This window comes from Segetibacter aerophilus (genome assembly GCF_007991655.1).
GTDB classification, from domain to species: domain Bacteria; phylum Bacteroidota; class Bacteroidia; order Chitinophagales; family Chitinophagaceae; genus Segetibacter; species Segetibacter aerophilus.
This window is the reverse complement of sequence record NZ_BJYT01000001.1, coordinates 384331-409116: the sequence shown is the minus strand read 5'-3', so window position 1 is coordinate 409116 and position 24786 is coordinate 384331. Positions and strand designations below refer to the sequence as shown.

General features: G+C 41.2%; 22 protein-coding genes. 10 read left to right on the top strand and 12 right to left on the bottom strand.

What is annotated here, in order from left to right; genetic code table 11:
• Window positions 1–66 precede the first annotated feature (66 nt).
• The 5 genes from SAE01_RS01690 (at window position 67) to nagB (ending at window position 6985) form a co-directional block, all read left to right on the top strand.
• Window positions 67–1053 (top strand): manganese catalase family protein, encoded by a 987-nt coding sequence (locus tag SAE01_RS01690; RefSeq protein WP_147201796.1) that lies wholly within the window; start codon window positions 67–69, stop codon window positions 1051–1053.
• On the top strand, window positions 1053–1850 hold the full coding sequence (locus SAE01_RS01685) for a DsbA family oxidoreductase (RefSeq protein WP_147201795.1): 798 nt from the start codon (window positions 1053–1055) through the stop codon (window positions 1848–1850). Before SAE01_RS01690 ends, SAE01_RS01685 begins: the two co-directional genes overlap by 1 nt.
• Before the next feature lie 70 nt (window positions 1851–1920).
• A complete protein-coding gene (locus SAE01_RS01680) occupies window positions 1921–2823 on the top strand; it encodes a mechanosensitive ion channel family protein (protein ID WP_147201794.1) in 903 nt (300 codons plus the stop codon).
• Window positions 2824–3030: 207 nt separating this feature from the next.
• Complete coding sequence (locus SAE01_RS01675; protein ID WP_147201793.1) at window positions 3031–4833, top strand: M61 family metallopeptidase; 1803 nt, start codon at window positions 3031–3033, stop codon at window positions 4831–4833.
• Between the two features lie 226 nt (window positions 4834–5059).
• Window positions 5060–6985, top strand: coding sequence for a glucosamine-6-phosphate deaminase (nagB, locus tag SAE01_RS01670; RefSeq protein ID WP_147201792.1), 1926 nt, complete (start codon window positions 5060–5062; stop codon window positions 6983–6985).
• Between the two features lie 73 nt (window positions 6986–7058).
• Here the strand turns inward: nagB and SAE01_RS01665 are convergent, their stop codons facing one another.
• The gene (locus SAE01_RS01665; protein WP_147201791.1) at window positions 7059–7517 is read right to left on the bottom strand and encodes an FKBP-type peptidyl-prolyl cis-trans isomerase; all 459 of its coding nucleotides are present in this window, start codon (window positions 7515–7517) and stop codon (window positions 7059–7061) included.
• 24 nt (window positions 7518–7541) lie between these two features.
• The gene (locus SAE01_RS01660) at window positions 7542–7907 is read right to left on the bottom strand and encodes a hypothetical protein (RefSeq protein WP_147201790.1); all 366 of its coding nucleotides are present in this window, start codon (window positions 7905–7907) and stop codon (window positions 7542–7544) included.
• 117 nt (window positions 7908–8024) lie between these two features.
• On the opposite strand from SAE01_RS01660, the gene SAE01_RS01655 reads away from it, so the two are divergent.
• A complete protein-coding gene (locus SAE01_RS01655; protein ID WP_147201789.1) occupies window positions 8025–8942 on the top strand; it encodes a hypothetical protein in 918 nt (305 codons plus the stop codon).
• A 231-nt stretch (window positions 8943–9173) separates the two neighbouring features.
• Here the strand turns inward: SAE01_RS01655 and SAE01_RS01650 are convergent, their stop codons facing one another.
• Window positions 9174–10160: a GlxA family transcriptional regulator gene (locus SAE01_RS01650; RefSeq protein ID WP_147201788.1), complete on the bottom strand. Its 987-nt coding sequence runs from the start codon at window positions 10158–10160 to the stop codon at window positions 9174–9176.
• A 418-nt stretch (window positions 10161–10578) separates the two neighbouring features.
• Here SAE01_RS01650 and SAE01_RS01645 point away from each other — a divergent pair, with 418 nt between their 5' ends.
• From SAE01_RS01645 to SAE01_RS01635, 3 genes are all read left to right on the top strand, one after another.
• On the top strand, window positions 10579–11268 hold the full coding sequence (locus tag SAE01_RS01645; RefSeq protein ID WP_147201787.1) for a DinB family protein: 690 nt from the start codon (window positions 10579–10581) through the stop codon (window positions 11266–11268).
• Window positions 11269–11326: 58 nt separating this feature from the next.
• Window positions 11327–11764 (top strand): SRPBCC domain-containing protein, encoded by a 438-nt coding sequence (locus tag SAE01_RS01640; protein WP_147201786.1) that lies wholly within the window; start codon window positions 11327–11329, stop codon window positions 11762–11764.
• A 91-nt stretch (window positions 11765–11855) separates the two neighbouring features.
• Window positions 11856–12389, top strand: coding sequence for a DUF2911 domain-containing protein (locus SAE01_RS01635; RefSeq protein WP_147201785.1), 534 nt, complete (start codon window positions 11856–11858; stop codon window positions 12387–12389).
• Between the two features lie 250 nt (window positions 12390–12639).
• Here the strand turns inward: SAE01_RS01635 and SAE01_RS01630 are convergent, their stop codons facing one another.
• From SAE01_RS01630 to SAE01_RS01610, 5 genes are all read right to left on the bottom strand, one after another.
• On the bottom strand, window positions 12640–13173 hold the full coding sequence (locus SAE01_RS01630) for a hypothetical protein (RefSeq protein ID WP_147201784.1): 534 nt from the start codon (window positions 13171–13173) through the stop codon (window positions 12640–12642).
• 312 nt (window positions 13174–13485) lie between these two features.
• The gene (locus SAE01_RS01625; RefSeq protein ID WP_147201783.1) at window positions 13486–13869 is read right to left on the bottom strand and encodes a hypothetical protein; all 384 of its coding nucleotides are present in this window, start codon (window positions 13867–13869) and stop codon (window positions 13486–13488) included.
• An 89-nt stretch (window positions 13870–13958) separates the two neighbouring features.
• Window positions 13959–14603: a TetR/AcrR family transcriptional regulator gene (locus tag SAE01_RS01620; protein WP_147201782.1), complete on the bottom strand. Its 645-nt coding sequence runs from the start codon at window positions 14601–14603 to the stop codon at window positions 13959–13961.
• Between the two features lie 394 nt (window positions 14604–14997).
• A complete protein-coding gene (locus SAE01_RS01615; RefSeq protein WP_147201781.1) occupies window positions 14998–15300 on the bottom strand; it encodes an RNA polymerase alpha subunit C-terminal domain-containing protein in 303 nt (100 codons plus the stop codon).
• A gap of 42 nt (window positions 15301–15342) precedes the next feature.
• A complete protein-coding gene (locus SAE01_RS01610; RefSeq protein ID WP_246113130.1) occupies window positions 15343–15870 on the bottom strand; it encodes a VOC family protein in 528 nt (175 codons plus the stop codon).
• Between the two features lie 244 nt (window positions 15871–16114).
• On the opposite strand from SAE01_RS01610, the gene SAE01_RS01605 reads away from it, so the two are divergent.
• Window positions 16115–17422 (top strand): alkaline phosphatase family protein, encoded by a 1308-nt coding sequence (locus tag SAE01_RS01605; protein WP_147201780.1) that lies wholly within the window; start codon window positions 16115–16117, stop codon window positions 17420–17422.
• 91 nt (window positions 17423–17513) lie between these two features.
• Here SAE01_RS01605 and SAE01_RS01600 read toward each other — a convergent pair whose 3' ends face one another.
• The 4 genes from SAE01_RS01600 to SAE01_RS01580 form a co-directional block, all read right to left on the bottom strand.
• A complete protein-coding gene (locus SAE01_RS01600) occupies window positions 17514–19085 on the bottom strand; it encodes a glycoside hydrolase family 43 protein (protein ID WP_147201779.1) in 1572 nt (523 codons plus the stop codon).
• A 111-nt stretch (window positions 19086–19196) separates the two neighbouring features.
• Window positions 19197–21122: an alpha/beta hydrolase-fold protein gene (locus tag SAE01_RS01595; RefSeq protein ID WP_147201778.1), complete on the bottom strand. Its 1926-nt coding sequence runs from the start codon at window positions 21120–21122 to the stop codon at window positions 19197–19199.
• Window positions 21123–21202: 80 nt separating this feature from the next.
• Window positions 21203–22471 carry an alpha/beta hydrolase-fold protein gene (locus SAE01_RS24885; protein ID WP_246113129.1) on the bottom strand — a complete coding sequence of 423 codons (1269 nt, stop codon included), beginning with the start codon at window positions 22469–22471 and terminating at the stop codon, window positions 21203–21205.
• Window positions 22472–22508: 37 nt separating this feature from the next.
• The gene (locus SAE01_RS01580) at window positions 22509–24569 is read right to left on the bottom strand and encodes a family 43 glycosylhydrolase (protein ID WP_246113128.1); all 2061 of its coding nucleotides are present in this window, start codon (window positions 24567–24569) and stop codon (window positions 22509–22511) included.
• Window positions 24570–24786: the final 217 nt, after the last annotated feature.

The following is a 24786-nucleotide window of genomic DNA, read 5'->3' as shown; positions in this document are numbered from 1 at the left end:
TCTCTAACCTATGCAATGGCATGGTTTTGCTGACTCTTGAACTTTTATACTATAAATTTTATTCTTATGTTTTACCACGTAAAAGATTTACAATTCAATGCTAGGGTCTCGAAACCCGATCCTGCGTTTGCTACATTGCTATTAGAACAATTTGGTGGAGCGAACGGAGAACTTGCTGCCGCACTACGATATTTTGTCCAGGCTTTTGGAGCTAAGAATCCTTATCCTGACAAATATGATTTACTAATGGATATTGCTACTGAAGAGTTTAGTCACCTCGAAATAGTGGGCGCAACTATACAAATGCTATTAACGGGTGTAAATGGAGATTTGAAAAAAGCAGCAGAGACTTCAGAGATTATGCAGTTGCTTGATGGCAAGGCTGCTAAAGAAAATATGATTCACCAGGCGATGGTAGCACCTCAATTTTTTGTAGCAACAGGCGGCGGACCGGCATATACAAACAGCCAGGGCGTTCCATGGACTGCTGCATATATCAATGGTGATGCGCAAGGTGATCTAACCTCTGATTTGCGCTCGGACATTGCAGCCGAAACGCGTGCAAAAATGGTGTACGAATACCTGCTGCAGTTTACTGACGATCCCTACGTGCAAGAAACTTTACGCTTCCTTATGACAAGAGAAGTAGCGCACTACCAAATGTTCGAGGCTGCTTTGGCGACTATTAAACCAAACTTTCCAATGGGAGTTTTGCAAGCTGATCCAAGATACAGCAACCTATACTTCAACATGTCAAGCGGCAATGCTATTCGCGGTCCATGGAACCAGGGAGAAAGCACGCAATTAGGTGAAACATGGCAATATATTGAAGACCCGATAAAGCATGTACTGCAAACAAATAGCCTGCTCGATCAGTCTCCCGTGGGTGCCAGCAGCACTGTAGATCAAAACAACCAGCTGGAGATTGACCTGGGCAAAATGCGCAGCGAAATTGTCAATACTGCTGCCCCTATCGGTCCACAACAATGGAACAAACCTTTGGGCGAAGATGACCTTGGTGTTAGTATGGAAAAAGCGAACTTAGAAATTTGATGAATTTACAACAACAAGAACAAGAGGTAAGAAACATAGTGCAGGGTGAAGAAAACAAAGCGGATCGTGTAGAAATAATTTTTTACACTGATCCGCTTTGTTGTTGGAGTTGGGCTTTTGAGCCGCAGTGGCGCAAATTGCAATATCAGTTTCGGAATCAAATAGTTTTTAGGAACGTGATGACTGGTCTTTTGCCAAGTTGGAAAAACTATTCTGATTCTGTTTATTCTGTCACCAGGCCGCAGCAAATGGGACCCGTCTGGATGGAAGCAAGCGAGACTTCAGGCATGCCGATGAATAGTAGAATTTGGGTTGAAGACCCGCCTGCATCTTCTTATCCTGCATGCATTGCAGTTAAAGCTGTAGAACTGCAATCGCAAGATGCAGCCGTTAAATATTTGAGACTGTTGAGGGAAGCGGTAATGCTACAAGGTCAGAACATAGCAAAACAAGATGTTCTGCTGCAGGTTGCAAAAACTCTTTCAAATAACTTCCGGGGCAGTATCGATCTCGACAAGTTCGCCAATAATTTGACTAATGATAACGGCCTTGAAGCATTTCGTCCCGACTGGCGGGAATCGCAAAACCGGAATATAACCCGCACCCCAACCTTAATTATACGAACTAGCGGCAAGTCTGCGATCATGCTTACGGGCTATCGGCCTTACCCGGTATTATTAGAGGCACTTAAACAAGTAGCTCCTACCATGCAATCTACAGTTGAAAAAATTGACGTGGAAGGTTACAAGCATTTTTGGGGCAATTTGACAAAAAGGGAAATAGAGGAAATACAATAAAACTATTTGTTCAACAAGAACTAGTTAGCCGATACCCGCCAACGCAAAAGGAGATAGACAAAATAGTTGTATGGATATTAACAAAGCATATCACCTAATAGAAACAAAGCTGCTCATCTGGCTACGCGAGCTTGTAAGACTTTTACCCAATATTATTATTGCCTCCTTATTAATCGTATTGGGATTTTACGTAGCAAAGCTTATCAGGAAACTGGCTCAAAAGATCTTCCACAGGTTTACCCAACATGATACAATTACAAACCTGTTTTCGTCTTTTGTTTATATTGTTGTAATCGGTATAACCCTTTTTGTTGCCTTAAGCGTTTTACATCTTGATAAGGCAGTCACCTCCATTTTAGCCGGTGCAGGTATCGCCGGTATTGCCCTTGCCTTTGCCTTCCAGGATATCGCGGCGAACTTTATGGCCGGCATTTTACTATCTATCAGAAGACCGCTGGTAATTGGTGACCTTGTAAAGTCCAAGGACATCATGGGTAAAGTAATTACCATCAATATGAGAGATACGATCATACAAACATTTCAGGGTCAGCTGGTGATCGTACCGAATAAAGAAATCTTTCAAAACAGCCTTGAAAATTTTACACGCTCCGGTAAAAGAAGGATCGATCTTACTGTAGGAGTTTCTTACGGAGATAACCTGGATAAAGTAAAACAGGTGGCGTTACAGGCAGTAAAAAATATGACCGTGCTTGATCCGGAAACGCCGGCCACGCTCTTTTACACTGAGTTTGCAGAAAGCTCTATCAACTTCACTTTACAGGTTTGGATCAATTCAACAGAACAACCCATTTTTTGGCAGGGAACAAGCGAAGCGATCATGCTGATAAAAAAAGCTTTCGATGAAAATGGCATAAGTATTCCATACCCGATAAGAACATTGGATTTTGCCATAAAAGGAGGAGAAAATTTGGCTGATGCATTGAAGCAATCGAAGGGTGGAAAGGAATTATAACTCCTGTCATTTTGCTGGCTAATAGGTTTTTAGTAGCTACCTCAGCGTGGTTGTTCCTACAAACTTTGAAAAAAGTTGAAAGGAGAAACTACAGATGAACGAAATGCGACGCAACGATGTTCGATCGAAGCAAAATTGCCGGTACCATAAAAAGCCCAAATAACAAATCAGTCAAAAGCAGTAATTTTCGCGCTTATTAAAATAATAATGAGAAAATTATTTTGCTGGTTTCTATGCTGTTTTATTTCATTGTCCGCTATTTCTCAACACCTCCGCTACCAGTTCTCCGCTCCTAACGCAGTACACCATGAGGCAGAGATCACTATAGTGGCCGACGGACTTACGGGGTCTTCTGCAATTTTCAGAATGAGTCGCTCCTCCCCGGGCCGTTATGCGAAACATGAGTTTGGGAAAAACGTGTACAACGTGATGGCGTACAGTGCAGCGGGCAAACCTCTGAAGGTAGATAAAGACGACGCGGACGTGTATAGGGTAACTGGCCACAAAGGAACCGTAAAGCTTACCTATACCCTGTTTGGCAACTATGCTGATGGTACTTATGCAAGTATAGACATTTCGGGATATCACCTAAATATGCCTGCATCTTTTATGTGGGTCAAAGGACTTGAAGCGGCACCAATAACCATACAGTTTGCAGTACCGGTAGCGAGTTGGAAAATTGCGACGCAGCTAAAATCAACATCTGATCCGCTGACTTTTACTGCGCCAAATCTTCAATATTTTATGGATGCTCCAACGAAGGTTGGCAACCTGCACTGGCGCGAGTGGACGGTAACCAACACCGATAATAAGCCCTATAAATTTAGACTTGCGCTTGAGGCCGAAGGAACTGAAGCATCTATTGATAGTTTCACTGAAAAAGTGAAGCAAATTGTAATTGCTGCAAAAAACGTATTCGGAGAATTACCTGCGTATGATTATGGGACGTATACTTTTATTGCCAGCATCAATCCCTTTGTGCATGGCGACGGGATGGAGCATCGCAACTCTACAATGATAACTATCCCTGCGGATTTCGATGGAAGTGACGACCTGTTAGGTGTCTTCGCACATGAATTCTTTCATTGCTGGAACGTGGAGCGTATCAGGCCTAAAAGTCTTGAACCTTTCAACTTCGAAAAAAGCAATATGAGTGGGGCGCTATGGGTGGCAGAAGGGTTTACGCAGTATTATGGAAGCCTTTTACAAGTACGCGCTGGAGTGATGCACGACTCGGATTTCATTAGCAACATGAGTGGTTTGGTAAACGCAAAAACCAATACTCCAGGTGGTCAGTTATATACCCCCATTGAAAATAGCCAGCGAGCTGTTTTTGTAGATGCCGGTGTCTCAATAGATCGCACCAATTATCCTAACATGTTCACCTCCTACTATTCATACGGCGGTGCAATTGCATTAGCGCTTGACCTCGAACTCCGCAACCGCTTCAATAAATCGCAGGACGATGTGATGAAGGAACTTTGGAAGAAGCATGGCAAAACTGAAGTTCCTTATACCATACCTGATGTTCAAAATGCGCTTGCTGCAGTTACCAACGTCAGTTACGCAAATGACTTTTTTAAAAAGTATGTCTATGGTCATGAAGCGATTGATTATAAAAAATTGTTTGCTGCTGCCGGTTATTCTATTAACCCTGCAAATGCGGGCAAAGCTTCCCTTGGCCGGGTAAATTTTGATAGTACAGAAAACGGTTTAACCATTTCGAGAAATACTATCCGAAATACTCCTTTGTACAACGCAGGTTTAGATGTGGATGACATTCTAGTTGACGTCGATGGAAAAAGATTGAAAGGAATAACCACTGTTAATGAAATTATCGCCAAACACAAAATTGGTGATAAAATAGTCCTAACCTACCTGCACCGCAATAATCCGATTAAAACGACTATTACACTTACAGAAGATCCATGGATAAAAATTGAAAAAATCGCTAAGGGTACCAGCGATAAGCAAGAACAGCTAAGTACTCGATGGATGAAAGGCAGCTAACTGAAGTGTAATGTTGACCCGCCTTTTGTTTCTTTTTGAATCATCGTTGTGTCACACTCTTGTACCTGTAGATTTTTTATGATCTACTCGTGCTTCTAATAATTTTCTAATGTATAGCATGTTCATTTGTTATTCGTCCCGGTTTTCGTCTCTATTTTTTTATACATTCGTGCTTCCCTTTCGCCCACATAACGATTACAACTATTACCATTAAAACTAACCTTGCATGCCCAATCCAAGATTGAACGTCGATCTGACAGATAGCTTTGAGAAGATACCGGTTAAGATTTTTTCAACCCCCAAAGAAGGTTCTGCATATGTAGCGTACGAGATCGCAGAAAAAATCAGGGAATCTCAACAAAACGGAAAGTCAATAGTCATCGGGCTTGCTACAGGTTCTACTCCTATCAGCCTCTACAAAGAATTGGTACGTCTTCACCGGGAAGAGGGTTTAAGCTTTAAAAACGTCATAACCTTTAACCTCGATGAATACTACCCCATAGAGAAAGAGGCATTTCAAAGCTACTTCAGCTTCATGCATCGGCAGTTGTTTGATCACATAGACATTGATCACTCAAACATCTTTATACCTGACGGAGAATTGCCTAAAGAAGAAATAAAAAAGCACTGCCAGGCATACGAACAACTAATAGATTCAAAAGGTGGAATTGATGTACAAATATTGGGTATTGGTAATAACGGTCACATAGGTTTTAATGAGCCAGGATCAAGTATTTTTTCAAGAACAAGATTAATTACACTTGATAACAGTACGCGGATAGCAAATGCAAGAGATTTTCAAAACATCTCACAGGTGCCACGGCTTGCTATCACGATGGGACTAAGCACAATCCTAAAGGCAAAGAAAATATTTCTTATGGCCTGGGGAATGAAAGCACCGATAATTGCTCAAACCGTCGAAGGGGATGTGACTGAACATGTGCCGGCAAGTTTTCTGCAACAGCACAACGACTGCACTTTCGTGATCGATGAAACTGCTGCTACAGAACTGACAAGATTCAAATCTCCATGGCTTACTGGTGAAATAGAATGGACACCAGCAAGCATTAAAAAAGCTGTAGTCAACCTTGCTCTTAAAACGAAAAAACCGGTGCTAAGTCTCACCAGCCACGACTATAACGAAAACGGCCTTGGCGATTTGCTGGTAGAAAAAGGCGATGCTTATGAAATAAACCTACAGGTATTTTATATGCTTCGCGACACTATCACTGGGTGGCCAGGTGGTAAGCCAAACTCAGTAATTCCCGGGCACCCGGAAAGAAGTGATATTCAGCCCAAGCGTTGCCTTATTTTTTCTCCCCATCCTGATGATGACATTATCAGCATGGGCGGCACATTTATGCGCCTGGTGGATCAGGGTCACGAGGTGCACGTGGGCTATCAAACCAGTGGAAACATTGCAGTGACGGATGAGTTTGTAACTCGCTTTCTCGACTTCGCCGTGGGCTTCGAAGATATGTTTGGCATCGACAACAAGACCAGCAAAGAGTTATTGTCTTCAGCACAAATGTTTTTGGCACATAAAAGGAAAAATGAAAGAGATACTCCCGAGATCAGGGCAATTAAAGGTTTGATCAGGAGATGTGAAGCAAAAGCTACGTGTCGATATGCAGGTCTTACTGATGACCGGGCGCACTTTCTCAACCTCCCTTTTTATGAGACAGGCACAATAGAAAAAAAGCCGATGGCTGAAGAAGATGTGCAAATAACAATTGCACTCTTACAGAAAATAAAGCCGCACCAGGTATTTTGTGCTGGAGATCTTGCCGATCCTCATGGCACACATAAAGTTTGCCTCGACATAATATTTGAAAGTATGCGTCGACTAAAGGAAAAAGGTGAAGAGTGGGTTAGTGATTGTTGGATCTGGTTGTACAAAGGCGCCTGGCAGGAATGGGGGATTTCTGAAATTGAAATGGCGATCCCAATGAGTCCCGATCAGTTGATGAAGAAAAGGTTTGGCATTTTTATTCATCAATCCCAAAAAGACATGGTGCCATTTCAGGGAAGTGACAGCCGCGAATTTTGGCAACGAGCTGAAGAACGAAACAAAAACACCGCAAACTTATACGCCCAGTTGGGCATGACCCAATACTCTGCCATGGAAGCTTTTGTAAGATGGCATTATTAGAAAAAGTTTATTAGATAATATAAACACAAATAGCGAAGGAGGTCCTTCGCTATTTGTGTTTATAAGTATTTTATCACTTAACGTCTACAAGATTAATATCAAAAAACAAAACAGCGTTAGGAGGAATATTTGCTCCCGGACTGCCATTGCAACCATACGCATAAGACGAGGGAATGATGAGTTTAATTTTACCGCCTTTTTTAATTAGAGGGATTCCAATTTGCCATCCTTCGATCACTCCTGACAACGGGAAGCTTGCGGTTCGAGAATCGAAGACAGTGCCGTTGAGAAGCTTTCCAGTATAAGTAGCAGTTACAGTAGAATTTGCTGTGGGCGTTACACCCATACCACCATCGAGAATTTGATAATACATGCCTGTACCATGCTTTACTACATCCATTCCATTTGTGCTTGCATAGCTTGTTATTTGCAATTCTTCAGATTGCGGAGATACGGGCATACATCCTTCTTTTTTTGTACAGCCGGAAAAAAACAAAGCAGTAATCCAAACAGTCAACAGTAACTTCTTCATTAAATCTTTTGATTAAATACTTTCTTAGTTGCTTACTTGACTGTTTATTTGATCGTCTTGCTGCATAGTCGTCGAAGAATTTTGGGATTTCTTCTTGTAAGACAATTCCGTGTATCGCTGCTCATTCATTTCCCACCGGTGTTGTTTGAAAAAGACGGTACAGAAAACGATGATAAGAATGAAAGCAAAAATTAATACCAGCGGAGTGGAGCGACCATTCGCAACCATCATTGCCCTCGTATACCATCCCGAAATATAATTGAGGATTACGCCAATGCATATTAAAAGAGCCAGGGGTAACCCAATCCATAAATGCTTTAAAGGGCTCTTATCTTTTTCCCGGTTCTTTTCCCAATAGCTTAAAAATTTTTCTTCCTCTTCAGTGAGCATGCGGTAAAGGTAACATCAAAAAAGGTACATTGCAGGTGCTTTTAAATGCCGTCTTTTGGAAAGGATCAGGCTTTCCTTTCCAAAATTATTAAGTTTGCAAACCCTAAATTAATACTAGTGAAATTTGATGACCAACTGGCCGCATTTCTCTATGAAAACAAAACATTGAGGCTTGAAGGAATAGGAACTTTCACTTTAGATAGCAAAGTGAGCGTACCGAGTGAGCTGGAAAAAGAGATTTATTACCCGATAGAAGGACTTTCATTTACTTATAATCCAAAGTGCGAAACAGATGAAGATGTAATTACTTATTTGGTAAGAAAGCTTCATAAAATACAGCCTTTAATCCGCTCCGACCTTGAGTCTTATTTATCCAACATCAGGCAGTTTATTAATTTAGGTAAGCCCTATACAATTGAAGGCGTAGGCACACTCAGCAAAAATAACCAGGGTACGTTTGAATTTACACCAGGTAATTTTTTACCGGTAAAAGAAGAACTAAATCCTAAAAGAGAAAATGCTGATCACAATTACCCGGTGCGATCTCAATCAAATGCAGGAAGAGTAGTTGCTGTTATACTTATCGTAATAGCGGCACTGGCAGCATTAGGAGGTATCGGTTGGGGAGTATCGAACCTGCTCTCAAAAAGGCAAGTGTCAAACAACAACGAGCAGCAGCAGGGATCCATTGATACAATACCACAGACAGGAATTGACACTTCAACACCCATCACAACAGCAATCTCTTCATCAAATACACCTACCGCTTCAGGTATTAATAACGCAACTTCTGCCACCGATTCTGCTAACTATAAAATGATTTTTGAAATAACTACCTCAAAAGAAAGGGCTCATAGAAGAACGGTTCAATTGCATTCCTACAACCACAACAGTAAATACGATACTACACATATTGGAGATGTAGTGCGGTACCGGTTGTTCTTACCCGTAAGAATAAGACCTTCTGATTCGACCCGTGTAAAAGACTCCCTCAGCATTTTTCTTGGATCAAGAGTAATGATTGAAAAACAATAGACAGAACGCACCTTTCTACCAACGAATTTGTAAAAAGTCTAAAAGAAGTTTTACATGGAGGCAGAGAAAGTACAATCAAGAACTACATGAGGCCTACAACAAATTCGACATGGACTTTCTTAACGGACTGAAAGGCGTTCAAGAATTACATCTAAAAGGAAAATCAGTCTTTACTTTTTTAGATGACAAGGTCATCCAATTAACAGACATAAGCTGAAATCGTCTACTCCTCTATCCTGCCATCGCCTCCTTATTGTATTTGCTTCTATAGTCTAAGGGCGACATTCCTGTTATCTTTCTAAATACTTCGCGAAACGCTTTCACATCCGAATACCCAACTTCGTACATTACTTCGTTAACCGTTTTGCGACTCGTTTCAAATGCTTTTTTAGCTGATTCAATTTTTACCCTTTGCGAATATTCACCAGGTGTATTTCCTGTAGCCTTAATAAACCTTCTATCAAAATTTCTCCTGCCTACCGAAAATTTTGCTGATAAATCTTCTACAGATATTTTTTCATGCAGCTTACTTTCAATGTACGCCTGCGCATCTTTCACCATTTCATCCCCATGCAATTTTTGCCCTTTAAATATTATAAATGTCGACTGGCTTTGCCTGTCCATTTCAATTTGGAAAACCTTGGAACAAAAGATTGCCGTTTGCCTGTCATAATATTTTTCGACTAAGTAGATGATTAGATTCAGGAAAGAGTAAGCGCCCCCATTCGTATAAATTCCATTTTCGTCGGTAATTAATTTATCAGTTTGCAAATTCACTTTTGGAAACATGCTTCTAAAACTTTCAGCGACGGCCCAATGTGTAGAACAACTTTTTCCGTCAACCAAACCTGCTGCTGCCAGCATGAATGCACCGGTACATATACTTGCGATTTCAGCGCCGTGTTTATATTGTTTTTCAATCCAGTCAATCAGCAATTGATTTTCCTTTACGGCTTGCTCATAGTTATGGTTTAAAGAAGGAATAATAACCAGGTCTGTCTTATTTATCTCTGAAATATTTCTATGAGGCTTCACGGAAAACAGGCCATCATAATATTCCACTTGCTCTGAAATACCTGCCAGTTCAATTGTAAACAATTCTCTTTTGCCCGATTCCTTTCGATACGAATTAGCCCTTGAAAATATTTTGTAAGCTCCTACTATGCTGCTTAGGTTGTTGCCTTCTCCGTCGGGGACTACTATGGTAAGATGTTTCATTAGAATTGTTTTGAACGTTTCGGGGCACTCTTTGTAATATGTTGAATATTTGTTTTCCAGCCCTACAGCTCCGTGGAGTCATTGTTGCGTCGCAATCACTTCATCTGCATAACGTCAGGCAACTTTTACCACAGCGATTATTCTAGCCTCCGGTCCTACAAAGATAGATACAACCTTTGTCCAAATCAACCCGTTAGAAAGTCCATTTAACACCCCGGCAAAGAAACATTTAGACAATAGTTTTGTCTGACAAAGAATTTCAATCCCTGGAAACAGTGCCTCGTTTTTTAATTGCGCTCTCCGAATAGAGCTAGCTGAAAAAAGAACAGGTAGTAAAAGTGAGTGACACATCGATGATGATAGTAGCATTACAGTATGGACAAAAAAACACCGTTTTCCTAAAAATCGATAATCAATTATGAGAAGAGTAACCTCCTTATTTGTAGCAGCGCTAAGCCTTGCCTCTCATGCAAGCCATGCTCAGCAAAAAACTGCAAGACAACTAAAAATTATAACCATGACAACAGCAAATGCCACAGCGGTTTCCGAAGTTGAAAAAGGCAGATTAACACAGCAGGAAAGGAACTACGCGACAAAGTTTTTAAACGAGACCGAGCAAGGTGTTTTTGACGCAGTGAAAAATTTGAGTGAAGCGCAGTTGAAATTTAAACCTGCGCCGGAAAAATGGAGCATTGAAGAATGCTTAGAGCACATTGCGGTAGCGGAAACAAATCTTTGGGCAATGGTAACAGAGTCGCTAAAGCAGCCGGCTAACAGTGAAAAAAGAGCAGAGGTTAAAATGACAGACGAACAACTGGTGGGTGCGGTAAAAGACAGAGCGCACAAATCAAAAACTTTTGAGGCACTGGAGCCGGCGAATGCTCCTTACAAAACTGCTGCTGAAGCAGTCGCGTCATTCAAAGAGAACCGAGAGAAACTGGTAGCTTTTGTAAAAACGAGCAACGAAGACTTGCGGGCGCATATATCCGCGTTACCCATTGGCACCTACGATGCTTATCAACTTATTTTATTAATTGCCGGTCATAGCAACAGGCATACACAACAGATCGAAGAGGTAAAAGCAAATCCATCTTTCCCAAAGCGATAAGGACTACGAGGTATCTATTAATCACTATAAATAGGTTCACCTTTCAAAAAATAAAATTATGCAAGAACAAGATTTTCATACAAGCATAACCGTTGATGCTACTGCTCATGAAGCCTTTGAATGTATCAACAATGTAACGGAATGGTGGACTAAAAACCTGGAAGGCAGCTCGCAAAAAACGGGCGATGAATTCACCGTTCGGTTCGGCGACGTTCACTACTCAAAACAAAAGTTAGTTGAAGTGGTTCCCGGCGAAAAAGTTGTGTGGCTGGTAACTGATAGCAAGCTCAATTTTATTAAAGACAAGCAGGAATGGACGAACACTAAAATTAGTTTTGAAATTTCCCGTGAGAACGACAAAACCAGGATTGACTTTAGGCACATCGGCCTCGTGCCCGAAATTGAATGTTTTAATAATTGCACTAAAGCGTGGGACCGTTATATCAAAGGAAGTTTGTTGCCGCTATTAGTCGAAGGAAAAGGAACTCCAGGTTAAATGCCGCAAAGTTGTCGCTCTTATAAATAAAAGCTCTAGCTAGAAAGTTTTGGTAAAAGCTGTTATATTTAATCATTAAATAAAAATGATTATGAAACTAAAATTATTTCCCTGCTTATTGCTTACCGCATTTCTTCTTACAGCTGGATTTTTAAGCTCGAACGCGCAGGGCGGAGCGAGGCAAAGTCCAAAGATGACAGCAACAGGTAAAATTGGTGAAGCAAACATAACAATCACCTACAGCAGCCCCGCAGTTAAAGGAAGAAACATTTGGGGCGGACTCGTACCCTACGGCAAAGTCTGGCGCGCAGGTGCTAATGAGGCAACAATATTTGAAACTGACAAAGATGTAATGGTCGAAGGAAAAAAACTTGCTGCAGGAAAATACAGCTTGTACGCACTGCCAGGTGAAAAAGAATGGCAGTTTATCTTCAACTCTCAAACGGGGCAATGGGGAATAGAGAGGTCAGGAGAAACTACCCGCAAAGCAGATAAAGACGTATTAGTTGTGAACGTTAAACCCCAGGTAACTTCTTCTATGGAAGAAAGTTTGTTGTACCAGGTAAACGGCAAGGGCATTGTTTTAAAGTGGGAGAAACTCGAAGTGCCTGTTTCAATAAAATAGACAGGTATTTTAAATAATAAGAATAACACGAAGAATATCCTTTAAGAAGATTAAAGGATATTTTTTATTTATAGTCATAACAGACATGGGTTCGTAAACTTTAGTAATAAATTTTACGGTACGGAAGGAAGCTTTAAGCAAGTTGATAATTACGTTGCAACAAAGTAGAGGTAAAGACGCATTTTAGACTAATCCTTTTTTTGCCTCAAAAACATTTAAAGCTCTTCTTAAAGTTTTACGCTAACCACCTTCATTTCATAAGCAACAAAATGATTGATGCTATTATGCCAGCAACAGTTAGCCAAACACCTGAACTAAAAGGTTTTGTTCCGGGCTTAAACATCCAAAAAGCGGAGACTGACATAAAAAGCAAGGCAACGCCAAAGAGTACAGTGAAATAATGTACGCGGGTTTCCGTTGACGTTGTATGTAGTTGCACAAAAGGAATTAACCAGGAGTACCATTCTTTGGTAACATATTTTGCCATTCCCGTCTCAACATTGTAAGAGCCATCTTTGAAATACATGATCTTTCCCTCTATCCTATCAACCTTAAAGTTTGGCATCCTTAAACCCGCACCTATACCAGAGGCTGCTAAACCGGTTTCCAGTTGCTTTTCATGAACCACATCATGCTTCAGTAAGTTAGTATATCGATAGGTTTGTAAAAGACCCGTCAAGCCGTAAATGATTACAAGGCCAACAATAAAAAACCCGACTTTATTGTGCAGATACCTCATGTACCACCGAAAATTTCTTCTTGTGCTTGCTGCATTGTCTTTCATTCTCATCACCCACTATTTTATTATTGAATTGATTGAACCTGTCGACCGGTTGTTGAACGGCTTTTAGATCACGAATGCAATTTCTTATTTTCTAAGTATTGGCGCTACACGGCTACCTAATAATTCTACTGATGTAGAATCTTTTCGTGTGGCACTTTAGTATACATGTGCAAGTAAGTAGCTCTTGATCTCACGCAGTACTTCAAGGCAAAATAAAAGTCCACTGAGATTCAGTGGACTTAATGTTGAAAGAGATTTTTGCAAAGCATCAGGGAGCAAAGACCTTTCTTATTGCAATACCTTATGGCTCGCTTATTTTGTTTCCTTAACACGCACACCTTTCCCCTCAAACATTCCAAGGAGACTTACTGTTACGTTGTCTTCATCTTTCTTATTTATCTGAAGGTTGACGTCGTACTCTTGGGCAGTAAAGTAAACTGTCACTGATTTATCTGTTTCTTCTACTTTACTAATCTTCGCAATTTCTTTTTTTGTAGAGTCCATAATAGAACCTGTTAGCTTACCATCTTTACGTTCGAGACTTACAATCATCCTGGGATCTCCCTGAGGTAATCCCTCTAATACTATATCCCATTTGCCAGCGTAATAATCTTTTGCAGCTGGTGTTTGTGCCTTAGCATTAAATGATAGAAGTAGGAAAAATAAACCTGCGAATAATGCACTTAACTTTTTCATGATCTTGTTTGTATTTCTGAATGTTTAAAAATTGAAAATTTCTAATTAAATAAAATATAGCTAATACATAAGGCTGGACGGTTATTCGATTATGACAACACCATTGTTTCCTGGAATACCTTGACGCCTCCTGACTCTATAACGCTTTGGATATGACTATCTAGATCTTCCAACCCTTTTGCTGTGCACATACCCCTGATAGTTAATCCAATGGTGTTTGATAATATATCAAGGGTAGAATGCCCCTTAACTTTAAATTGTTCATTCTTAGCAATCGCATTGTATAAAACATAAACCCCTTCCATCGCAATTTGCGGTTCTACGTCGCCTCTAAAAATATCTTCCTGTATCCCCTTCCCTATTATTCCGATGAATTGTTTGTCGAATTTTTTACCGATAATTACTTCTATTTTTTTTTCCAGATCGGGATAGTAGTAATGCAAGTCCCGAAAAAAAACAGTGTTGACATTACTAGATTGTTCTATCGCTGTAAACCATACATCAAAAAGAAGGTGAGCCGGGTTTTGGGCAGCAGCATAATTCTCTAACAGCTGGTATTGCTGAGCATAATAAAGATGCAGCGCTTCTTCTAATAGGTCCTCCTTGTTTTTGAAGTACTTGTAAACTGTTTTTGTTGATATACCTAACGGCTCAACCAGCTTTTGAATAGACATTTTACGAATGCCATATTTCAAGAACTGGTTAAGTGATGTCTGTAAAATCTGTTGCTTCATCTGCTCTGTCTGGAAAATAATTTATAAAAAATATTTTCCAAGGCCCCAAAGAAAGAGGAAAATATTTTAATGTCAAAATTTTCTTTCTTGTGATTAAAGAGATTTAACGGAGAAGAATGTCTGGCGTAGTTAATAAAAGTTGCTCAACGATAGAGAACAATTGATAAGCCGTTAAGATGTAACTGCCAGGGAACACAAGAAGAAAGAAGTTTTTTTAAAAACAAATACAAGCAATGCAATCAGTAAAATGACGAGTAGTGCAGGAACAATTTGTACATGCTTTAGTATAAATGTTTTTCATGCAATAATTGTATTTAGCCTAAAGGAAGCTCCGTTGATTTAAGGTCCGACCTAGGGCAGCTGTAAAAGTTTGTATTCAAACAGCCAGACATTTTCATGATTTTTTCGTTTTAAAGTCTAATCCATTTTCGCTTAAAACTTTTTTCAATTTTGGAATTGTGCTTGGTCCCATTCCATGTAGCTGTAAGATTTCTTTTTCGGTGAATTTGCAAAGCTGCTGCAACGTTGTTATCCCTTTATTTTCTAGTGCTCGTCTTGCGGGTGCTACAAGTAGAGAAAGAAAACTCTCTTCGGGCTTGCGTTCCTCTTCACAAACCGGGCAGCTAGGGCAATCGCTACTTTTATAATATTTGTGTCCTGTGGGACAAGTTCTTAATAGTTTCTTTGAAGATGCCATTTTTTTGTTTTCAAAGCGGCTTAGCCTTAATCTTATCCTAAGTTATTTGGTAGTCCTGGCGCCTATTTTTTTACCGAGCTTTTCAAATTCTAAATCATTTGGCTCCCATAGTTCGATCTTGTTACCTTCTATATCCATCACATGAACAAACTTTCCGTACTCAACCGTTTCAATTTTATCCACTACTAATACACTGTCTTTTCTAAGCTGTTCAACGAGCCCTTCCAAATTTTCCACTCTATAGTTGATCATAAAGTCTTTTGTTGAAGGTTCGAAGTATTTCGTTTTTTCAGAAAACGGGCTCCATTGGCTGAAACCTTTTTTTGTAGTGTCTTCACCTTGCCTCCACTCAAAAACAGCCCCGTATTGATTGGTGCTTAAACCAAGATGAGTTTGATACCATTCTCTCATTTTTTTAGGATCCTTACACTTAAAGAAGATCCCTCCGATACCCGTTGCTTTTCTTATGGAAGGCTGTTCTGGGTCTTCTTTTGTCATGAACGACTTGAACGCGAAACCAAGTCCAAATGTCACCACAAATGCGAGACTTAATAATATTCTTATTTTCATTTTGATTATGATTAAGGCTTATAAGGTATTGATATTTACGTTTACTGCAACTATTAAAGTATTTACTAGATCGACGAACCCAAAGTAAATTTATGAAGTATCTTCAAGACGCATTTTTTACTCTTATCCCAAAAAATATTTAAGCGTTCCGCAGAACACACCATCAGCTTTTTTAGGTAATGGATTAAAGTACTAAATTGTCTTTCTGCCATTTGTATAAAACATAATCTATAACCCAACAACAATGAAAAAGGCTTCTCTTTTATTTCTTGTTTCCTTTCTTGTTTTGCAGTTGCGTTCGCAGCAGGTGAAACATGTTATCCTGATAACCATCGATGGCTTCCGCCCGGATTTTTACCTCGATGAAAAGTGGGATGCGCCAAATATTCGTGGTTTGATGAAAGATGGTGCCCATACTAAAGGCATGAATAGTGTTTTTCCATCAATGACGTATCCTTCGCATACCACCATTGTAACAGGGGTTCAACCGGTAAAACATAGTATCTATTACAACAACATGTTTGAACCTACTGGTTCAACCGGGAAGATATACTGGAATACAAGTCAAATAAAGACGCCCACTCTGTGGGGAGCGGCACAGGCCAAGGGCTTGAAAGCTACAGCACTGTTCTGGCCTGTTTCTGCTGACGCACCCGTTTCGTATAACATTCCTGACATCGGCAGTATGGGAGAAGGAGTTCGCGAACAATACAGCAAACCTGAAGGCTTTGTAAATACAATAAAAAAGGAAGTGTTTAATGGTGCCGAAAAAGTTGAATGGGGAAAAGATGAAAATGTAGCTAAAATAGCAGCGTATGTGATTAAGAAAGATAAACCGAACCTGATGACGATTCACTTTTTTTGGGTGGACCACATAGAACACCAGGAAGGACGTGAAGGGGATGTGTTGAAGGCAGCCGTTAAAGACGCAGACCAGGCTGTTGGGATTGTTATAAACGCTTTAAAAGAGGAGGGCATCTGGAACAATACGGTTTTGATCGTGACAGGAGACCATGGGTTTGTGGATGTAAAAACAAATGTAAGTCCGAATGTTTGGCTCGCGAAGGCAGGCCTTTTGACCGATATTAAAAAAGATGACTGGAAAGCTCAGTTCTATACAGTAGGCGGTTCTGCATACTTGTATCTGAAAGATAAAAACGATTCGAAAACGCTCGACCAGGTAAAGGAAATGCTTTCAAAATTACCGGAAGAAGAGAAAAAATTATTTAAGATTATCGACCGTAGGCAGTTAGATGCAGCAGGGGCAAATCCTGAAGTGGCTTTAGCTTTAACAGGTGAAAACGGAGCCTCATTTGGCAATGCGGCTACCGGTGATGCAACAAAGCGAGGTAAAGGTGGTGCTCACGGTTATTTCCCTGATTTTCATGAAATACAAACAGGTTTTGTGGCGTTCGGTCCTGGCATAAAAAAAGGCGGTGTGATACCGGTTATGAATGTAAGGGATATAGCACCGGCTGTTTCTAAATTATTGGGTTTCTCCTTTCCTTCTGCTGAAAGCAAAATACCAGCGGGTTTATTGATAAGAGATTAAACTGCAAGGCAAATAGCAGTACAACAGAGTCGATAATATCTTACTCCTTTAAATTGGAATAGGGTTACACTTAAAAGTCTCAAGCGGTCTATTATAAACCTGGACTTTTATTGATAATCTGGTCACTGATACGAAAGAAATCAAAATCGGCAAAACCGCCAGTGTTTTTGGTGGCGTAGTTAAACAGGCCAAAACGGTAACCCATAAAGTGAGGGAGTGTATACGACATCTTTAACTGGGTGCCTATCGTTTTCCAATCTTTTCCGTCGAAGCTGTAGAAGAAGTCCGCAACATCTTTTTTATTAGTGAAGTCACATTCGGCTTTGAAATAAATGGCCTTTTCGATGAACGGGACAACCGCTGCTTCTATGGGCTTTCCAGCAGTTGCATTGATCATAACAACTGATTTTTTATCTCCCTCCACTCTTACCCCAACAAGCCCATAATTTTTTTGCAACAAACACAAGCCTGCGAAATCACCATCTTTCATATTTGATATGTCGAGCATGGTAGAACCGGAACAAACAGGTCCAATAGTCCGTTGCGTTAGAGTATTTCTTGCTAGTAGAAAAGAGGTATCAAGTCTTCCGGTTGTGAGTCGGAGAAAACCTTTTCGTTGTGAAAGTGACCAAAGCCTGTTATCCGGATTATGGTTCCACTGCCAAACTTGGGGTAGTGTAGTTTGGCCTTTTTTTAGGGTGAATTCGTCAGATGCGATAATGCCTGGTATCAAGGACTTGTTTGCAGGAAGATCAAGTGTTTCAGGCACTTTTCCATTCACTCCCAATACAGGCCATCCGTCTTCCCATTTCACTGGAACTAGATAAGGAATACGACCAACAGCACCATTATCACGAAACAGGTAGGCATACCATTCACCCTTAGGCGTGTTAATCAAACCACCTTGTGCTACACCCAAATCCTGAAGCCCAATTCTCCCCTCCCAGGGACCGGTAATTTTATCAGCACGATGGATAACAACAGTACGCATCCCTCCTCTTGGCCAGGTGATATTAAAGAGATAATATTTTCCATTTACCTTAAATAATTGCGAGCCTTCTGCGGCCAGACCTCCGTTGCCTGATGGCGCACTTGCATTCTCAATCAGCACTTGTTCCGTCCCAGTTTTTACGCCAGAGAAATCATCCTTTAATTCAACGATACTCAATTTACCAGCGCCCCATATTAGGTACACTTTACCATCATCATCGAAAAACAAGGAATGGTCATGATAAGATGGTTTAAACGACTGAGCCTTCCAGGGACCTTTTTCGATATCTTTTGTTGAATAAATATGTGTTTTACCACTTGTTGCTGCAAACGTGGAAACATAATAGGTGCCATTATGATAGCGTAAACTGCTAGCCCATGAGCCTCTTCCATAAGTGGACTTACCGTTATTAAGGTTCATTTCATCATTACTAACCAACGTATCATAAGCATAGCTTACCAACTTCCAGTTTACCAAGTCGTTCGATTTCATGATGGGCAAACCGGGGCTCATATGCATTGTGGTACTGCTCATGTAATAAGTATCGCCAACACGCACCATCGACATGTCAGGAACGTCAGCATAGAGGATCGGGTTACGTGCTAGATTTTGCTGAGCATCTAAAGCTTGCACAAAGAATACTGCGAAGACGAAGATTAATTTTCTTATCATTCCTTTTTTGTGGCTTGTGTTTCTAATGCCTTTTTTCTTGAAAATTGCTTTTGCAATAAAAAACATTTAAAGTACGATCAGTTATAGATAACGGGGTCTTGGAAAGAGGGTTTATTTAAACAGCAGTTGAGCAAAATTGTACAGATTGTTTCTCCATACCGGCCAGGCATGTCCGCCCGGATATTCGCTGTAAGTGTACTTGATACCCATTTCATCAAACTTCGCCAACATGACTTTACAGTTGTTGTAAGCAATATCTTCTTTGCCGCCCATTGCCACCCACAATGATTTTAAATTACTATTTATGGCCGCAGCATTAGCCTTCATAAAATCATATTGGGGATTAGAAAGGGCAGGTTGATTGGCAAACCACCCAGAGCTGAATACGCCGAGATAAGAAAATAATGGAGTATTCTTTATTCCTGCATAAAGGGTTTGTAAACCGCCCAATGATAAACCGACTAACGCCCTGTTCTTAGCATCGGTCTCAGTCCTGAAGTTTTTTTCAACATATTGAATAACCGCATTCTTTAATTCGTTTTCGAACATTCGTAATGAAGGCTCGCCAAATCCTGCCATTCCGCCTCCACTTATATTTCCATCCATCATTACCACCAGCATCGGCTTCGCTTTTCCTTCTGCAAGCAGGTTATCTAAAATTAAATCCGTTTTTCCCTGGGCCGCCCATCCTCTTTCATCTTCTCCGCCACCATGCAATATGTACAACACCGGATACTTTTGATTTGTATTAGCATCGTAACCAGGAGGAGTATACATAAAGAAGCGACGCCACGAATTGGTAGCAGTTGAATAGTAACGCTTGATGCGTACATCGCCGTGAGGAACATCTTTAAGTGCATAATAACCGCCGCCAGCAAAAGGTATCTCGATGCCGCTGGCCATACGACTCATACCATAAAAACTTTCGCTTGCAGGGTCTGCAACGGCGACACCATCGATTAATAGGGAATAATAGTGAAACCCTTCACTTATGGAATCGGTTGTTACATTCCAATACCCGCCGGTGTCTTTTGCCATATCGTACTTCCTGCCTAAATCGATTTGCACTTTCTGCGCATCCGGTGCCTTTATCCGGAACATGACACGATTGTCTGGTAATATCTGTGGAAATTTCGCTGAGCGAATATTGGTAGCAGCTGGCGTACCGAGAACAGTATACTTAGAGAATGAAGAAGCATCTACAGGCTTAAACAAAAATTGCGAAAACATGTATAAACCGTTCTTCCAAACCTTAAAGTCGTGTACCCCCGGTTCAATGTAGTAAACATGCGGAACGCCCTTTTCGTAGAGGTAATCATGGGTGCGTTTACTAAAGGAAAGGAGACCATCGTTATCGCCGCAGGAAATCCAAAGCAGTTTTAATTTTTGCTTTGCAGCTTCAGGATCTGGAATTAATTCTTCCGGCTTTTTAGTATTTGGGGCGGAAGAAAAACCGCCAACCCAGGCAAATTTATCGAGGTTGCCAAGCCCAAAGTTTAACGACTGGCCGCCACCCATAGAAAGCCCGGCAATAGCACGATGCTCACGGTCTTTTAAAACCGGAAAGGTCTTTTCAACATGGGGGATTAAATCATTTAATAAATCTTTTTCAAATGTAGCAAATGCCTGTACCTTGTCAGGCGCCATGACGTTTCCCGTTGCCCGATCATCTTTCATGGCTCTGCCATTGGGCATAACCACTATCATCGGTTCCAGCTTATTCTCCGCATAGAGGTTGTCTAAAATAACCTGTGGCTTGCCACCGTTTAGCCATTCCTTTTCATCGCCTCCGATGCCATGTAACAAGTACAGAACAGGATATTTCTTCTTTTTGGTATAGCCGGGAGGTGTATAAATAATCGCTCTCCTACTTGTCCCGACGGTAGTAGATGTGTAGGTAATTGTGTTGATTTTCCCACGGGGAATATCAGCGTGAAGGGAATCGAAATGGGCTGGAGCTTGTTTAACGAGGTCTTGCGAGTAACCATTAAAGACAGATGCAATAAAGACAAAAAGGACAATTATTAATTTTTTCATTTGTACTATCAGGGTGAATGGTTTAAAGCTTTTTTGAGATGTTTTCTATTTTTGACAAATCCCTTTCGAACCTCACCTTGCTAATCTTTGAACAACATAGGAGCAAGTACATACAAGCTACGGCGCCATGTCTGAAACTCATGTGCTGTACCTTGAGAAACATAGGTAGTAACGTTATAGCCGGCAGCTTTCAAATCAGCTTCAACTTTTGGAAGCGCATTCGCTCCGTTTGTTTCTTTACTACCATAGCTAATAAAAATGTGTTTCGGCTTAGTTTTTCCCTGTAGTTCAGTGGGGTTGTAATTGCCACCGCTTAACAAGCCCCAATAACCAAACACGTCAGGTTTAGCTAATGTTATCGTGTGTGTTTCAAAACCTCCCATTGAAAGTCCTGCCATCGCACGATTATTTCGGTTAGCCATAGTGCGGAAATGTGAGTCAACATAAGGTATTAGCTCATCAAGTAAAACAGTCTGAAAGGCGCCAACACCAGTAGGTTCACCAGCAGTTACACCATTAGGCACCACACCGGGTGCGCCCATACCGCCACCGGCAGGACGTGGAGCAGGAGCACCAGCCGCACCGGCAGTAGGAGGAGTTGCACCAGCGGCAGGAGCACCACCAGCCGGAGCTGCGGGACGAGGGGCGCCACCCGGTCTACCACCGGTATTAGTCATACCATAGGTCATAACCACAATAAATGGTTTTATTCTACCTTCTGCAATCATGTTATCCATAATCAAATTAGCCTTGCCTTGAATGGCCCATGAAGTTTCATTTTCTCCCCAACCATGTTGCAGGTATAATACGGGGTATTTAGTGTTGCCTTTTTCATATCCGGGAGGAGTATACACATTGGCAACACGTGATGTGTTAGTGCTTTTTGAAGGGAAAAGAATCTGTTGCACATGGCCGTGCGGAACATCTTTAAGTGCATAAAAATCCTGGTCTCTGGCCGGGATTTCGACACCGCTTTCCCAACGTTGTGAGCCATAGAAATTTGCTGTTCCGGGATCATTAAAAATTCCCCCATCAATTACCAGGTGGTAGTAATGAAAACCTTCGTCCATTGGGCCAGCGGTTGTACCTGTAAAGACACCATCCGCTCCTTTTGTCAATCTTGTTCCACCTTGCCCACCTAAACCAAGAGTAACTCTTACACTGTCCGACTGAGGAGCTACTATACGAAATCGCACATACCCCTGCGAGTTTACCTGCGGATAATCCTGGAAAGGCTGGTTAAATAAAGAGGGCTTGAAGTCCTCCAGGGGCGTAGGCTGAGTTTGTGCAAAACAAACTGCACTACAAAATGTAGTTGCTAAAACAAGAACTGAAGATTTAAGCTTCATATGGCTACGATTTAAATTATAAACTAAATGATGACATTCACTTTTGAAAGCGAATGGTTTTTATAAAAAGCTCTTGAGAACTTCCTGTCGGAAATTTTATAAATAGGTCGTGATGACCAGAAACATTTTTGACCGCCTTAGTAAATGCCTTCCAGCTACCTTCTCCGCCCGTTGCACTAACATTTATAGTAGCTATCAGCTTGCCGTTCGTTAAATCGTCTAACCATACTTCAAGCTTCGCTGGTGTTTTTGACGAAGCTGAAACTTCAACTTGAGAAGCAACGTTCTTATCCCTGCCTAAATCTACCCCAGATATCATAAACCAACCCCCATTTGCAGAAGTGTTTGTCACAGCCTTTCCCGCAGTATGCTTAATTTTCTTGACACCAAAATAATTACTATAGCCGGCCGCAGGAAGAAATGAAAATCCATCTTTACAAACGAACCGGTCAAAATCAGCGGGCTTGCCTTCAGCAAATAAACCCACGCTCGTTCCCACCCACGAGTTGTAATTGGGATGCTCTTTATCGAGGCTAACAGCACTGATTGGAGTGCCTACTGCGATCCACTTGTTTCCATCAGAGCTGCAGTAAGCCGTGAGCTCGTGTTCGTTTCTTTCTATTTTTAGCCACACATTATTACCAAAAGTATTAGCGATACTACGGACAGCTGAGTCTAGTTTGAAAATAATCTTTTTGCTACCATTATACCCGCTATACAGCTGTACCGAGACTTTTTGATTTCCATTAGTCAGATAAAGGCCCGCTTTCGAAGCCGTATCCGTAGCATTAAAATCGACCCGGGTAACGGCAGAATAATAATGATCTGTTTCTTTTTGAACCAGGTGAGCCATCGCTGTATCAGGAACCAGTCGTATCCATCCTTTTCTCGCCGAAAGAGAATATTTTGAAGCAGCTTTTCGATTTAAGAAATGCCAGTCCAGGTTTAGAGAATCTGAATCAAAATAATCAGACTGCGCACTACGCCATAAAATACCTGATTGCGGCAGATTTGGTCTTTCTACCGGTGCAGTTGTCGGCGCCATTCCCCACGGGCGGTTGCCTTCCCAAGGTACCTGGTACAATCCGGTTTGGCGGCCTGTACCATACCAATCGTCTTCTCTTACTCTTTCGTAACTCTGCCCAATAGTCCACCATGTTCCATCGGCAAGTTGAACCGGGGCTCCGATATGATTCGGTCGGCGGAAGCCGGCTTCCGGATCTGTGATGGGCTTGAAAAAATCGCCTAGTCTCTCCCACTTGGTAGAGTCGGCAGAAAGCTCAGTGCCACGTAAGACATATTGCCCACCGGTTACATCACCTGCCGGGAAATAATAGTAATAGCCGTTACGTTTAGACATTACAGGACCTTCAGCCCAGCTGTATTGCAGCTTTGCATTTACCCAATCAAGATTAATAACAGTGTCGGTCAGTTGCCCATCTCTACCAAGTGCCTGGATACGATTTGTTTTTTGCCCGTTCTTTATCACCATGTAGGGTTTGCCATCATCGTCCACAAAGATTGAATTATCGTAACCAAGCGGGCCTGTTTTTGGGTTGCCTTTTACCTGTACCGGGTCTGTCCATGGTCCTTTCGGGGAAGTTGCTTTTGAAAACCACTGGCCGTTAGCGGAGAAATAAATCCAGTAAGAATCATAAAAGTGGGTGATGGCGCCCTGCCAAATTCCGGCAGAAGGCTTATCGGTAACAAAACCTGCTTTTGATGGCGGCACAACCCTGCTAATTACTTCCCAATGCACTAGGTCTTTAGAATGATAAATTGGTAAATACGGTGTGAAATGAAAACTTGAGCCACAATGATAAAAGTCGTCGCCAACTTTAAGCAAAGTGGGATCCGGATGATCGCCAGGCAATACGGGGTTTACATAGGTTCTAACCTGGGTATAATAGGTTGAAGAGTCAGCGCTTCTAACGTCTGTCGTCGCAGCTTTTACTACTTTGGATGTTTTTTGGGCCTTTATTTCTTTTTGTAAAGTCAGGAGAGAGACACAGGCAATTGCTAAAATCTTACGGTACATTTCTACAGCATATTTGTTATAAGCAAGTAAAACTATAGCAATGTATTTTCTTTTAGTCACTCACTTGCTCAAATTATAGAAACAAATGTTCATTTTGAAGGCTGCTGCCATAAGATGGTTATTTTTTGGAAACCAGCATTTGTTCTTTAGCCGGGGTGCGGTTGTGTCACTCACTTGTGCTGTATCTTTTTATAGCGGCTTTTTTAAAAGCTTGTTACCTAGTCGACTTGTATAAAAACAACACTTCAAATATTCGTCAAAAATCTTTTTCCTATTA

Excerpts from the sequence above, each read along its gene's own strand:
- SAE01_RS01690 (WP_147201796.1), top strand. The coding sequence starts at position 67 with ATGTTTTACCACGTAAAAGATTTACAATTCAATGCTAGGGTCTCGAAA.
- SAE01_RS01685 (WP_147201795.1), top strand. The coding sequence starts at position 1,053 with ATGAATTTACAACAACAAGAACAAGAGGTAAGAAACATAGTGCAGGGT.
- SAE01_RS01680 (WP_147201794.1), top strand. The coding sequence starts at position 1,921 with ATGGATATTAACAAAGCATATCACCTAATAGAAACAAAGCTGCTCATC.
- SAE01_RS01675 (WP_147201793.1), top strand. The coding sequence starts at position 3,031 with ATGAGAAAATTATTTTGCTGGTTTCTATGCTGTTTTATTTCATTGTCC.
- nagB (WP_147201792.1), top strand. The coding sequence starts at position 5,060 with ATGCCCAATCCAAGATTGAACGTCGATCTGACAGATAGCTTTGAGAAG.
- SAE01_RS01665 (WP_147201791.1), bottom strand. The coding sequence starts at position 7,517 with ATGAAGAAGTTACTGTTGACTGTTTGGATTACTGCTTTGTTTTTTTCC.
- SAE01_RS01660 (WP_147201790.1), bottom strand. The coding sequence starts at position 7,907 with ATGCTCACTGAAGAGGAAGAAAAATTTTTAAGCTATTGGGAAAAGAAC.
- SAE01_RS01650 (WP_147201788.1), bottom strand. The coding sequence starts at position 10,160 with ATGAAACATCTTACCATAGTAGTCCCCGACGGAGAAGGCAACAACCTA.
- SAE01_RS01645 (WP_147201787.1), top strand. The coding sequence starts at position 10,579 with ATGAGAAGAGTAACCTCCTTATTTGTAGCAGCGCTAAGCCTTGCCTCT.
- SAE01_RS01640 (WP_147201786.1), top strand. The coding sequence starts at position 11,327 with ATGCAAGAACAAGATTTTCATACAAGCATAACCGTTGATGCTACTGCT.
- SAE01_RS01635 (WP_147201785.1), top strand. The coding sequence starts at position 11,856 with ATGAAACTAAAATTATTTCCCTGCTTATTGCTTACCGCATTTCTTCTT.
- SAE01_RS01630 (WP_147201784.1), bottom strand. The coding sequence starts at position 13,173 with ATGAAAGACAATGCAGCAAGCACAAGAAGAAATTTTCGGTGGTACATG.
- SAE01_RS01625 (WP_147201783.1), bottom strand. The coding sequence starts at position 13,869 with ATGAAAAAGTTAAGTGCATTATTCGCAGGTTTATTTTTCCTACTTCTA.
- SAE01_RS01620 (WP_147201782.1), bottom strand. The coding sequence starts at position 14,603 with ATGAAGCAACAGATTTTACAGACATCACTTAACCAGTTCTTGAAATAT.
- SAE01_RS01615 (WP_147201781.1), bottom strand. The coding sequence starts at position 15,300 with ATGGCATCTTCAAAGAAACTATTAAGAACTTGTCCCACAGGACACAAA.
- SAE01_RS01610 (WP_246113130.1), bottom strand. The coding sequence starts at position 15,870 with ATGAAAATAAGAATATTATTAAGTCTCGCATTTGTGGTGACATTTGGA.
- SAE01_RS01605 (WP_147201780.1), top strand. The coding sequence starts at position 16,115 with ATGAAAAAGGCTTCTCTTTTATTTCTTGTTTCCTTTCTTGTTTTGCAG.
- SAE01_RS01600 (WP_147201779.1), bottom strand. The coding sequence starts at position 19,085 with ATGATAAGAAAATTAATCTTCGTCTTCGCAGTATTCTTTGTGCAAGCT.
- SAE01_RS01595 (WP_147201778.1), bottom strand. The coding sequence starts at position 21,122 with ATGAAAAAATTAATAATTGTCCTTTTTGTCTTTATTGCATCTGTCTTT.
- SAE01_RS24885 (WP_246113129.1), bottom strand. The coding sequence starts at position 22,471 with ATGAAGCTTAAATCTTCAGTTCTTGTTTTAGCAACTACATTTTGTAGT.